Raw genomic sequence first — 12,542 nt, 5'->3', positions numbered from 1 at the left:
GCCCCCCAGCCACAGCCACCAGTAATCGGAGAAACTGCGGCGGATCAGCAGCTCCCAGGTTTCTTCACCGGTACGGCGGATCACCAGTTGCGACTTGGCGAACACCGTGCCGACCGCCTTGCCCACCGGGAAGTTATTTGGATGGACATCATAGCTGGTGGATTTCATCAGCACGTCGCGCACGTTGGGGCCGCTCAGTTCCAGCAGGGTTTGCCCGCCGCTGACGTTGACGATTTGAATGTGCAGGCCATCGAGGGCATCGCGCAGTTTTTGCTCGACGGCAAATTCCTCGCCGCCGGGAACGATCAGCAGCCACTCATCCGGGCCCAGCCATTGCAGCGATGTCTCGCCGTTGGCGACCACGGTCAGGGCCACCGGCAGCTCCAGGCCCAGGGCCTTGAACACGCCGCCGGCGAAGGCCGGATCCTTGCCATCGCCACGAATGGTCAGGTGGCCGAGGAGTTTTTTCTCGCGCAGGGTCACCCCGGCGTTCTTGCGGCCCTTGCCGACCAGGCTGGGCAGGTCGGCATGGTGCAGTGGTGTTTCAGCCTTGGCGTCGTTGCCGGGGCGTTGCTGGTAGACGTTGATCGTGCTCATTACACACCTGCCTTGAATTCTGTGGACCTGGTAACGCGATCCCTGTGGGAGCTGGCTTGCCAGCGATGGGAGCCCCGCAAGGCTTCGCCTTGCATCGCGGGCAAGCCCGCTCCCACAGGTACTGCATCAACCTTGCGTTAGATGTTCTGCCGCTCGCCCTTCGGATCGAAGAACACCGAAGAACAGATCTCCGCCTCGATCACGCTGCCATCGGCCTGGGGCGAGTAGACCCGCTCGCCGATGCGCTTGAGCCCGCCCTTGACCACGCCCATGGCGAACGAATACCCCAGGGAGTTGCTGGCGTAGCTGGAAGTAACGTGACCGACCATGTCCATCGGGATCGGTTGTTTCGGGTCAAACACCAGTTGCGCGCCTTCGGGCAGCCATGTGTTCGGGTCGACCGGCTTGAGCCCGACCAGTTGCTTGCGGTTCTCGCGCACGCAATCTTCGCGGTTCATCCCGCGCCAGCCGATCCACGAGAACGGTTTGGTACGGCCGACACACCAGCCCATGTTGAGGTCGTCCGGGGTCATCGAGCCGTCAGTGTCCTGGCCGACGATGATGAAGCCCTTCTCGGCCCGCAGTACGTGCATGGTTTCGGTGCCGTACGGAGTCAAGTTGTATTGCTTGCCGGCAGCGACGATCTTCTCCAGCACGCCCATGGCGTAGTTGGCCTGGACGTTGACTTCGTACGACAGCTCGCCAGTGAACGAAATGCGGAACACCCGCGCCGGCACACCGCCGACCAGGCCTTCCTTCCAGGTCATGAACGGGAAGGCGTCCTTGTCCAGGTCGATATCGGTCACTTCGCTGAGCAGCTTGCGGCTGTTGGGGCCCGACAGGGTCAGGGTCGCCCAGTGGTCGGTGACCGAGGTGAAGTACACCTTCAAGTCTGGCCATTCGGTCTGCTGGTAGATCTCCAGCCACTGCAACACCCGCGCCGCGCCACCGGTGGTAGTGGTCATGATGAAGTGGTTATCGCCGACGCAGGCGGTGACGCCGTCGTCAAAGACCATGCCGTCTTCCTTGCACATCAGGCCGTAGCGGGCCTTGCCGACGTCGAGCTTGGTCCAGGCGTTGGTGTAGATGCGGTTGAGGAATTCACGCGCGTCCGGACCCTGGATGTCGATCTTGCCCAGGGTCGAGGCATCGAGCAGGCCGACGCTGTCACGCACCGCCTTGCATTCACGGGCCACGGCGGCATGAATGTCTTCGCCGTTGCGCGGGAAGTACCACGGGCGCTTCCACTGGCCAACGTCTTCGAACTCGGCGCCGTTCTTCACATGCCAGGCATGCAGGGCGGTAAAGCGCACGGGCTCGAACAGGTGGCCACAGTGCCGGCCCGCCACCGCACCGAAGGTGATCGGCGTGTAGTTGGGGCGGAACATGGTGGTGCCCATTTCCGGGATGGTGATGCCCATGGAGCGGGCGGCAATCGCCAGGCCGTTGATGTTGCCGAGCTTGCCCTGGTCGGTACCAAAGCCCAGGGCGGTGTAGCGCTTGACGTGCTCGACCGACTCGAAGCCTTCGCGGGTGGCCAGTTCGATGGCCGCGGCGGTGACGTCGTTCTGCTGGTCGACGAACTGCTTCGGCGCCCGTGCGGTGTTCTTGTCGTGGGGCACTTGGAACAGCGCCACCGTGGGCTCTTCCTGACGCGCCAGGACTTTCGGGATCACCCCCAGCGCGGCCTTGAAGCCGGCTTCGGTGGCGGCGCGCACGCCGCCTTCAAAACCATCGGCGAGGGTGTCGGCGAGGGCGAACACACCGTTGATGCCGCCCACGCACACACGTTTCTGCGGCGCTTCACCCGGCACGAAACCGAGGATGTCTTCACGCCAGATCGGCTTGCCGCCCAGGTGCGAAGCCAGGTGCACCACCGGGCTGTAGCCGCCGGAGGTCGCCACCAGGTCGCAGTCCAGCCACTCGCCGGGGCTGGTGACTTTATGGGTTTTGACGTCGATGGCGGCCACACGGGCAGCGGTGACGTGCTTGCTGCCACGGGACTCGATCACCGCGCTGGAGGTCAGGATGCGGATGCCTTTGGCCCGCGCCTCCTCTACCAGTGAACCACGTGGGTTGTGGCGGGCATCGGCGACGGCGACCACTTTCAGGCCGGCGTCGTGCCAGTCCAGGGCCACGCGATAGGCATGGTCGTTGTTGGTCGACAGCACCAGCTTGCGCCCCGGCGCCACGCCGTAACGGCGCACGTAGGTCGATACCGCACCGGCAAGCATGTTGCCCGGCACATCGTTGTTGCCATACACCAGCGGCCGCTCATGGGCGCCGGTCGCCAGCACCACACGCTTGGCGCGTACCCGGTGCATGCGCTGACGCACCTGGCCGATCGGCGCGTGATCACCGAGGTGGTCAGTCAGACGCTCGTGAATGGTGAGGAAGTTGTGGTCGTGGTAGCCGTTGACCGTCGCCCGTGGCAACAGGGTGACTTCCGGCAATTCCTTGAGCTCGGCCACGACTGCCGCGACCCAGTCGGCGGCCGGTTTGCCATCGAGGGTTTCACGGCTGTCGAGCAGGCTGCCGCCGAACTCTTCCTGTTCATCGGCGAGGATCACCCGCGCGCCGCTGCGGCCAGCGGCCAATGCTGCGGCCAGGCCGGCAGGGCCTGCGCCCACCACCAGTACGTCGCAGTGGTGGTTCATGTAGTCGTAGCTGTCCGGGTCGTTTTCCAGCGGCGCCCGGCCAAGGCCTGCGGCTTTGCGGATGTACTTCTCGTAGGTCATCCAGAACGACTGCGGGTACATGAACGTCTTGTAGTAGAAGCCCGGCGGCATCAGCTTGCCGCCGACCTTGCCGAGAATGCCCATGACGTCGTTGTTCACATTCGGCCAGCCGTTGGTGCTGGTGGCGACCAGGCCGGCGTACAGCGCCTGCTGGGTGGCGCGCACGTTGGGCACCTGGGTGGCTTCGGTGGCGCCGATCTGCAGGATGGCGTTGGGCTCTTCGGAGCCTGCGGCGATGATCCCGCGGGGGCGCGAGTACTTGAAGCTGCGCCCGACGATGTCGACGCCGTTGGCCAGCAGTGCCGCGGCCAGGGTGTCACCGGCAAAACCCTGGTAGGTCTGGCCGTTGAAGGTGAAGTTCAAAACCTTGCTGCGGTCGATGCGACCACCATTGGACAGGCGATAGACCTGGCTCATACCTTTTCTCCCTGACCACTGACTGCCAACTGCGGGCTGGTGCTTTTGCCGGTGACCTGCGGCGTGGCGCCGATCGGATAGGTTTCCAGAATTTCGTAGGTCAGCGTGTCACGCGTGGCATTGAAGTACTGGCGGCAACCGGCGGCGTGAATCCACAGCTCGTGGTGCAGGCCGCGGGGGTTGTCGCGGAAGAACATGTAGTCGCCCCACTCCTCGTCGGAGCAGGCGTTGGGGTCCAGCGGCCGGGGAATGTGCGCCTGGCCTGCGGCATGGAACTCCTCTTCGGAGCGCAGCTCGCCGCAGTGGGGACAGAAGATATGCAACATGGGGATTTCTCCTGTTAGTGGGCGACAGCGGCGGCGCCGTGTTCGTCGATCAGTGCACCGTTGTGGAAACGGTCAATGGAAAAGGGTTTGGCCAGCGGGTGCATTTCGCCCTTGGCCAGGCTTGCGGCAAACACGTTGCCCGAGCCCGGGGTGGCCTTGAAGCCGCCGGTGCCCCAGCCGCAGTTGAAGAACATGTTCTTCACCGGGGTCTTGGAGATGATCGGGCAGGCGTCCGGCGTGGTGTCGACGATGCCGCCCCACTGGCGGTTCATGCGTACCCGCGAGAGGATCGGGAACATTTCGACGATGGCCTGCAGGGTGTGCTCGATCACCGGGTACGAACCGCGCTGGCCATAGCCGACCCAGCCGTCGATACCGGCGCCGATGACCAGGTCGCCCTTGTCCGACTGGCTGATGTAACCATGCACGGCGTTGGACATGATCACGCTGTCGATGATTGGCTTGAGCGGCTCGGACACCAGTGCCTGCAGCGGATGCGACTCGATCGGCAAGCGGAAGCCGGCGAGCTTGGCCATGTGTCCGGAGTTACCGGCCGTGACCACGCCAACACGCTTGGCGCCGATAAAGCCCTTGTTGGTCTCGACCCCGATGACCACGCCGTTTTCCTTGCGAAAGCCGATCACTTCGGTTTGCTGGATCAGGTCCACGCCCAGGGCGTCGGCGGCGCGGGCAAAGCCCCAGGCCACGGCGTCGTGACGGGCAACGCCGCCACGCCGTTGCACGGTGGCACCGATGATCGGGTAGCGGGTGTTCTTCGAGCAGTCCAGGTAAGGGATCTCTTCGGCCACCTGCCGGGCGTTGAGCAGCTCGCCATCGACACCGTTGAGACGGTTGGCACTGACCCGGCGCTCGGAATCACGCATGTCTTGCAAGGTGTGGCACAGGTTGTAGACACCGCGCTGGGAGAACATCACGTTGTAGTTGATGTCCTGCGACAGCCCTTCCCAGAGCTTCATCGCATGCTCATACAGGTGCGCCGACTCGTCCCACAGGTAGTTGGAGCGGACGATGGTGGTGTTGCGCGCGGTGTTGCCGCCACCCAGCCAGCCCTTCTCGACCACTGCCACGTTGGTGATGCCATGTTCCTTGGCCAGGTAGTAGGCGGTGGCCAGGCCGTGCCCGCCACCACCGACGATGACCACGTCGTAGACTTTTTTCGGGGTGGGCGTGCGCCACATGCGCTGCCAGTTTTCATGGTGGCTGAGCGAGTGCTTGAAGAGGCCGAAGCCTGAGTAACGTTGCATAGTCTTTACTCCTGGACCACTCAGCGGTAAACCGGAAAATCTGCACAGAGTGCCGACACGTTCTTCGCAACATCGGCCTCGACATCGGCATCACCGAGGTTATCGAGGATGTCGCAGATCCAACCGGCCAGTTCCACGCACTGGCTGACCTTGAAGCCGCGGCTGGTGACCGCCGGGGTGCCGATCCGCAGGCCGGAGGTGACGAACGGCGACTGTGGGTCGTTGGGCACGGCGTTCTTGTTGACGGTGATGTGGGCGCGGCCCAGGGCGGCGTCGGCATCTTTACCGGTCAGGCCCTGGCGAATCAGGCTGACCAGGAACAGGTGGTTGTCGGTACCGCCGGAGACCACGTCATAGCCACGCTTGACGAACACCTCGGCCATGGCCTGGGCGTTGTCGATCACTTGCTGCTGATAGGTCTTGAAGCCAGGCTCCAGCGCTTCCTTGAAGCACACCGCCTTGGCAGCGATCACGTGCATCAGCGGGCCGCCCTGGGCGCCGGGGAATACCGCGGCGTTGAGTTTTTTCTCGATCTCTTCGTTGCTGCGTGCCAGGATCAGGCCGCCGCGCGGGCCGCGCAGGGTCTTGTGGGTGGTGGTGGTGACCACGTCAGCGTACGGCAGCGGGTTGGGGTACAGGCCAGCGGCCACCAGACCGGCAACGTGAGCCATGTCGACGAACAGGTAGGCACCGACTTTGTCGGCAATCTGACGAAAGCGTGGGAAATCGAGGGTTTTCGAGTAGGCCGAGAACCCGGCGACGATCATCTTCGGCTTGTGCTCCACCGCCAGGCGCTCGACTTCGTCGTAGTCGATCAGCCCGGTGCTGGTGTCGATGCCATACTGCACGGCGTTGTACAGCTTGCCCGAGGACGACACCTTGGCACCGTGGGTCAGATGGCCGCCGTGGGCCAGGCTCATGCCCAGAATGGTGTCGCCAGCCTGCAGCAGGGCCAGGTACACGGCGCTGTTGGCCGAGGAGCCGGAATGCGGCTGGACGTTGGCGTAATCGGCGCCGAACAACTGCTTGGCGCGGTCGATGGCCAGTTGCTCGACTTTATCCACATGCTCGCAACCGCCGTAATAGCGCTTGCCCGGGTAGCCTTCGGCGTATTTATTGGTCAGGCCGCTGCCCTGGGCCTGCATGACACGCTTGCTGGTGTAGTTTTCCGAGGCGATCAACTCGATGTGATCTTCCTGGCGTTGCTCTTCGGCATTGATCGCCGCCAGCAGTGCATCGTCGTAACCCTGGATCTGGTCTTGCTTGCTGAACATCGCAGTTTCTCCCGGCAGCGGCATCGGTTCTTGTCGGGCAATTGCCCTTTTCAGCGATGGTATGACCGACGCAGACAGCCCAGATGCCTACGGACGCCACGCAAAGGTGCGTTTACGACATGGGGGCCGATGTCGCCTGCATCGCTGGCAAGCCAGCTCCCACACGGTCACTGTGGGAGCTGGCTTGCCAGCGATAGGCGGCCACCCGGAACTTGGTTTAGAGTGCTCACCTGCGTCGTTCACAGGAAAGTGTCATGACAGATCAAAGCCAGCAATTCGCCAGCGACAACTACTCAGGTATCTGCCCGGAAGCCTGGGCCGCCATGGAAAAAGCCAACCAGGGCCATGAGCGCGCCTACGGCGACGACCAATGGACGGCACGCGCCTCGGAGTATTTCCGCAAACTGTTCGAAACCGACTGCGAAGTGTTCTTCGCCTTCAACGGCACCGCGGCCAACTCGCTGGCGCTGTCGTCGCTTTGCCAGAGCTATCACAGCGTGATCTGCTCGGAGACCGCCCACGTCGAGACCGACGAATGCGGTGCGCCGGAGTTCTTCTCCAACGGCTCCAAGCTGCTTACCGCACGCAGCGAAGCCGGCAAGCTGACCCCCGACTCGATCCGCGAAGTGGCGCTCAAGCGCCAGGACATCCACTACCCCAAACCGCGCGTGGTGACCATCACCCAGGCCACCGAGGTCGGTAGCGTCTATCGCCCGCACGAACTCAAGGCGATCAGCGCCACCTGCAAGGAACTGGGCCTGAACCTGCACATGGACGGCGCGCGCTTCAGCAACGCCTGCGCATTCCTTGGCTGCACGCCGGCTGAGCTGACCTGGAAATCCGGGGTCGATGTGCTGTGCTTTGGCGGCACCAAGAACGGCATGGCGGTGGGCGAGGCGATCCTGTTCTTCAACCGCCAGCTGGCCGAAGACTTCGACTACCGCTGCAAGCAGGCTGGGCAACTGGCATCGAAGATGCGCTTCCTCTCGGCGCCCTGGGTCGGCCTGCTGGAAGACGGCGCCTGGCTGCGCCATGGCGTGCATGCCAACCGCTGCGCGCAATTGCTCTGCGAGCTGGTGCGCGATGTGCCAGGGGTTGAGCTGATGTTCCCGGTGGAGGCCAACGGCGTGTTCCTGCAGATGTCGGAACCGGCGCTGGAAGCCTTGCGCAACAAGGGCTGGCGTTTCTACACCTTTATCGGTAGCGGTGGCGCGCGGTTCATGTGCTCGTGGGACACCGAAGAAGCGCGGGTACGTGAGCTGGCGGCGGATATTCGTGCGGTAATGGGCGCCTGACGACGCCATCGCCGGCAAGCCGGCTCCCACAGGTACGGCATGCACCTTACTTGTGGGAGCTGGCTTGCCAGCGATGAACTCACCCCCGATTTAAAGCCTGAACCCACCCATCTGCCGCGCCAGATCATCGGCCAAGCCGCGTAGTGCCTGACACTCCTGCCGACAGCCCTGCACATCCACCGCCGTCTCCCGCGCCAGGTCGGATATCCCCTGCACGGTGCGGTTGATCTCCTCGGTGACCGCCGACTGCTCTTCGGTCGCCGTCGCCACCTGATGGTTCATGTCACTGATGTGCTCGACCTGATCGGTGATGGTGCCCAGCGAAGCGCCGGTCTGCTGGCTCGACTCCACCCCCGTTCCGGTCGCTGCCTGGCCGGCCTGCATCGACGCGACCGCACTGCCCGCGCCATGCTTGAGGCGCAGGATCATCTGCTGCACTTGATCGGTGGATACCTGGGTACGCCGCGCCAGGGTCCGTACTTCGTCAGCGACCACGGCAAAGCCGCGGCCCATCTCGCCCGCCCGCGCCGCCTCGATGGCCGCGTTGAGCGCCAGCAGGTTGGTCTGCTCGGAGATGCTGCGGATCACCGCCAAGACTTCGTCAATCGAGGCGACTTCCGTCGCCAGTTCACTCACCGCACTGGCCGCCTGGCCAATCTCGTCGGACATGCCCTCGATATGGGCAATTGAGCGGCGCACCACTTCGCGGGCCTGCAGCGCTTCGCTGCGCGCGGTTTCCGACGCCACGGCGGCGTTGCCAGCATTCTGCGCTATGTCTTGAACGGTCAGGCCCATCTCATGCACGGCAGTGGCGACCATTTCGGTCATTTCCTGCTGGCGGCCGGAGCGTTCGGCGGTGTTGTCCACCACTTGCGTCACTTGCGCCACCGACGCGCGCAAGCGTTCGCTGGTGTTCAACACTTCGCCGATCAAGTCACGCTGGCTGTCGAGAAAACGGTTGAAACCACGGGCCAGGTCGCCCAGCTCGTCAGCGCGGTTTTCGTCCAGGCGCTGGGTCAGGTCGCCGCCGCCATTGCCGATGGCCATCAAGGCGCCGGTCACGCGGCGGATGGGACGGACGATGCCGCGTGCCAGCAGCACCACCAGCAACAGCGATACCAGCGCGACCGCTGCACCAATCAGGCTAGTCAGCCAGACGGTCTCACGCACCTGGGCATAGATCTGTGCTTCTGGCACCTCGGCGACCAGGGTCCAGTTGAGGTCACGCAGCGGTAGGCTGAGGGCCAGATAGCCCTCGCCATCGCGCTCGAAGCGGCTACTGTGCAGGCCCTGTTCACGGCTCAGGACCACCTTGGCAGCCTCGCCACCGATCTGCTCGGCAAGCTGCTTCTTACCGCTGAACGCCGACTGCGGATGCACCTGGATCAAACCGTCGCCGCGCACCAGCATCACCCGCCCACGTTCGCCGAAGCTGAAGTTGTGGATCAATTCGGAGAGTTCGGTCATACGCAGGCCAAGCCCGGCGATACCCACCAGTTGGCCGGCTTTCTCCACCCGATAGTCGATGAACAGCGCCAGTTCGCCGGTGCTGCCGTCGGTGTCGATGTTCAGCAGGCGCGGGTTGCCACTGTCGATAAAGCCGAAAAACCACTTATCCGCCGGGTTGCTGCGGCTGAGGGTGCGGTCCAGGCCTTTCTCGTTGTAATAGTGGTTGCTCGCTGTAGCGGCAAACAACGCGGTAAAGGCATGGTTCTGTTTGCGCAGGGCTTCGAGGTACTCGATAAATTGCGGCGCCTGGGCGCTGTCTTCCCCCGCCGCCAGCCAATCGCGCAGCAACGTGTTGCTGGCAATGTCGGCCGCCGCCGTCAACGGTCGGCCAAGCATGCGTTCGATGTCGTTACGAATCGCCTCAATGCTCGCCGGCAAGGCGGTGTCGACCAGGTAGCGCTCGGTCAGCCGATTGACCGCCACGCTGTAGATGCCGACCACGATCAGAATGCTCAGCAACAGCGCTGCGCCCATGCTTGCGATCAATTGCCACTGGATACTGCGCCGCCAGAACTGCATGTATTTCCCCTGGGTAAATAAGCCCTGTAGTGCAAGAGACAGGCCAATTGTATACAACAGAAAATACAATCCAATCCACAGCAATGCCGGCCCACCCTCCCGAAGGTGGTGAGCTGGCAAAAAGGTCTAGCGAGGGGCTTGACGCGATCAGCTGTTGCTGATGGTCCGGGCAATCACATCGACCGTGGCGTTGACTTGCTCTTGGTAACGGTCGAGGGCCTGCTGGTGCTGCTGTTGCAGTTCGATCTGCTGCGAGCACAGGTTGAGGGCTGCCAGTACCAGCAGCTTGTCACCGATCAGGGTCGGGTATTTACGCTTGGTATCGGCCAATGAAGCATTGAGCATTTGCACTGCTTGCGCCAGCGCCTGCTCCTGGCCTTCGGGGGCCTTGATCGAATAATCGCTGCCGAGGATCGACACGACATTGATCGGCTGCGCTGAGGTTCTCATGCGTTCACGGTACCAACGCTGGCACGCTCAACCAGGGCCTGGATGCGTGCGGCAGTAGCGCCCTGCTTTTCTTCCTGCTCCAGCAGGCTCAGTTGCAGGCTGTCGTTTTCGTCTTTGGCCTGGGCCAGTTCGGCGCTGATCTGCGCGTTGCGCTCGGTCAGTTCCTGATTCTTCTGCACCAGGTCGCTGACCAGTTGCTCCAGTTGACTAAGGGAAGTTTCCAACATGATTGCCTTCTCGGGGTGTTTCAGGGGGCGCACACGATAAAGAAAAGTCCGCGTGCTCGCCAGGGATATCGGGTTTAGACACGTCGGCCTGGTGCAGATTGACCCACCGATGTCGGTCAGGTTCCCCGTTTTGCCTACCACCGGTCAGGAAAAAAGATAGCTGGCTCACAATTTTGTCGTCGTCGGCTCAAGTCTTTACCCGGCCGACCGATAGGCATGGCAGTCCTGATTCTGGCGCACGGTTCGCGTGCCCTTTTCCCTTCCTGGATACCACCATGTCCCTACGCAATATGAATATCGCCCCGCGCGCGCTTCTGGGCTTTGCTCTGATCGGTGCACTGATGCTGGCCCTGGGTCTGTTCGCCCTGAACCAGATGAGCAAGATTCGCCAGGCCGGCGAAACCATTGAGAACTCGACGGTGCCGAGCATCACCAACCTCGACCAGTTGACCCAGCTGACCCTGCGCCTGCGCACCCTGTCGTACCGCCTGCTGCTCAACCGCGAAGCCGACACCCTGCAGGCCACCCTCAAGCTGGTCGACCAGCGCAACCAGCAGATCGATGACGCGCGCCGGGTGTACGAGCCGCTGATCTCCGGCAGCCAGGAACGCGCCGCCTACAACCAGTACGTGCAGTTGCTGAGCCAGTACCGCCAACTGGAAAACCGCATGCGCCTGGCATCGCAGAACAATGACCTGGACAGCCTGCGCAATCTGATCAACCGCGACATGCTCGACAGCTCCGAGCAGATCAACAGCGTCATGGATCAACTGATCAGCATCAATACCGAGCAGACCCGCGAGATCAACCGCACCGCTGCCGACCAGTATTCCAGTGCGGTCGCTCTGGTGATCGGGCTGCTGCTGGCCGCCACCGCCTTGACCCTGGTCTGCGCGCTGCTGCTGACCCGCAGTATCGTCAAGCCGATCGACGAGGCCCTGCAGGCTGCCGAGCGTATCGCCGAAGGCGACCTGACCCGCAGCATCCAGGCCGAAGGCCAGGACGAAGCGGCGCGCCTGCTCAAAGCCATGGCCAAGATGCAGAACAAGCTGCGCGATACCCTGCAGCAGATCTCCGGCTCCGCGACCCAACTGGCGTCGGCGGCTGAAGAGCTGAATAGCGTCACCGACGAAAGCGCCCGTGGCCTGCAGCAGCAGAACAACGAAATCGAACAGGCCGCCACCGCCGTCACCGAGATGACCAGCGCCGTGGAAGAAGTGGCACGCAATGCCGTGAGCACCTCGGAAGCCTCCAAGGAAGCCACCCGCTCGGCCGGCGACGGCCGTGACCTGGTGATGGAAACCGTCAGCGCCATCGAGCGCATGAGCACCGACGTGCAAGGCACTGCCGAACTGATCGGCAACCTGGCGGAAGAATCGCGCGATATCGGCAAAGTGCTCGACGTGATTCGCGGCCTGGCCGACCAGACCAACCTGCTGGCCCTGAACGCCGCCATCGAAGCGGCCCGTGCCGGTGAGGCCGGTCGCGGCTTTGCCGTGGTCGCTGATGAAGTACGCGCCCTGGCTCACCGCACCCAGCAGTCGACCAGCGAAATCGAACGGATGATCGGCAGCATCCAGGGCGGCACCGAGCAAGCGGTCAACTCCATGCGCAACAGCACCGAGCGTGCCGAGTCGACCCTGAACATCGCCCGCGGCGCCGGCCTGGCGCTGGAAACCATCACCGGTGCGGTGGCCGAGATCAACGAGCGCAACCTGGTGATCGCCAGCGCGGCCGAAGAGCAGGCCCAGGTCGCCCGCGAAGTGGACCGCAACCTGGTCAACATCAACGACCTGTCGGTGCAGTCGGCCACCGGCGCCCACCAGACCAGCGCAGCGAGCGCCGAACTGTCGCGCCTGGCGGTGGACCTGAGCGGGCTGGTGGCACGTTTCAGCGTGTAACGCAAACGCATCGCGGGTCAAGTC

10 protein-coding genes and 1 pseudogene are annotated in these 12,542 nt (G+C 63.3%); 2 read left to right on the top strand and 9 right to left on the bottom strand.

The features are described from left to right. From UW3_RS26565 to glyA, 5 genes are all read right to left on the bottom strand, one after another. On the bottom strand, nt 1-597 hold a 597-nt coding region (locus UW3_RS26565), incomplete at its 3' end, for a sarcosine oxidase subunit gamma (RefSeq protein ID WP_010221358.1). A gap of 137 nt (nt 598-734) precedes the next feature. Continuing rightward, on the bottom strand, nt 735-3,752 hold the full coding sequence (locus tag UW3_RS0105840; RefSeq protein ID WP_010221357.1) for a sarcosine oxidase subunit alpha: 3,018 nt from the start codon (nt 3,750-3,752) through the stop codon (nt 735-737). Then, nucleotides 3,749-4,078, bottom strand: coding sequence for a sarcosine oxidase subunit delta (locus UW3_RS0105835; protein WP_010221356.1), 330 nt, complete (start codon nt 4,076-4,078; stop codon nt 3,749-3,751). Before UW3_RS0105835 ends, UW3_RS0105840 begins: the two co-directional genes overlap by 4 nt. Nucleotides 4,079-4,092: 14 nt before the next feature. Continuing rightward, nucleotides 4,093-5,343, bottom strand: coding sequence for a sarcosine oxidase subunit beta family protein (locus UW3_RS0105830; RefSeq protein ID WP_010221355.1), 1,251 nt, complete (start codon nt 5,341-5,343; stop codon nt 4,093-4,095). Between the two features lie 20 nt (nt 5,344-5,363). Beyond that, nucleotides 5,364-6,617 carry a serine hydroxymethyltransferase gene (gene glyA / locus UW3_RS0105825; RefSeq protein ID WP_010221354.1) on the bottom strand — a complete coding sequence of 418 codons (1,254 nt, stop codon included), beginning with the start codon at nt 6,615-6,617 and terminating at the stop codon, nt 5,364-5,366. 254 nt (nt 6,618-6,871) lie between these two features. Between glyA and UW3_RS0105820 the strand changes: the two genes are divergently transcribed. Then, nucleotides 6,872-7,912 carry a threonine aldolase family protein gene (locus UW3_RS0105820; RefSeq protein WP_010221353.1) on the top strand — a complete coding sequence of 347 codons (1,041 nt, stop codon included), beginning with the start codon at nt 6,872-6,874 and terminating at the stop codon, nt 7,910-7,912. Between the two features lie 90 nt (nt 7,913-8,002). Here UW3_RS0105820 and UW3_RS30185 read toward each other — a convergent pair whose 3' ends face one another. From UW3_RS30185 to UW3_RS0105805, 4 genes and pseudogenes are all read right to left on the bottom strand, one after another. Continuing rightward, the gene (locus tag UW3_RS30185) at nt 8,003-8,731 is read right to left on the bottom strand and encodes a methyl-accepting chemotaxis protein (protein ID WP_420220025.1); all 729 of its coding nucleotides are present in this window, start codon (nt 8,729-8,731) and stop codon (nt 8,003-8,005) included. Between the two features lie 132 nt (nt 8,732-8,863). After that, a pseudogene (locus tag UW3_RS30180) lies at nt 8,864-9,895 on the bottom strand (cache domain-containing protein); the annotation flags it as partial. A 192-nt stretch (nt 9,896-10,087) separates the two neighbouring features. Beyond that, entirely contained in the window at nt 10,088-10,390 is a 303-nt protein-coding gene (locus tag UW3_RS0105810) for a cell division protein ZapA (protein WP_010221351.1), read from the bottom strand. Next, nucleotides 10,387-10,617 carry a hypothetical protein gene (locus UW3_RS0105805; protein WP_010221350.1) on the bottom strand — a complete coding sequence of 77 codons (231 nt, stop codon included), beginning with the start codon at nt 10,615-10,617 and terminating at the stop codon, nt 10,387-10,389. The genes UW3_RS0105810 and UW3_RS0105805 overlap by 4 nt, the downstream gene beginning before the upstream one ends. 275 nt (nt 10,618-10,892) lie before the next feature. Between UW3_RS0105805 and UW3_RS30370 the strand changes: the two genes are divergently transcribed. Further along, complete coding sequence (locus tag UW3_RS30370) at nt 10,893-12,518, top strand: methyl-accepting chemotaxis protein (protein WP_010221349.1); 1,626 nt, start codon at nt 10,893-10,895, stop codon at nt 12,516-12,518. Nucleotides 12,519-12,542: the final 24 nt, after the last annotated feature.

Origin of the sequence: Pseudomonas donghuensis (assembly GCF_000259195.1) — a bacterium.
Classification (GTDB): domain Bacteria; phylum Pseudomonadota; class Gammaproteobacteria; order Pseudomonadales; family Pseudomonadaceae; genus Aquipseudomonas; species Aquipseudomonas donghuensis.
Note: the sequence above shows the minus strand (reverse complement) of the source record. Positions and strands in the feature narration are given on the sequence as shown.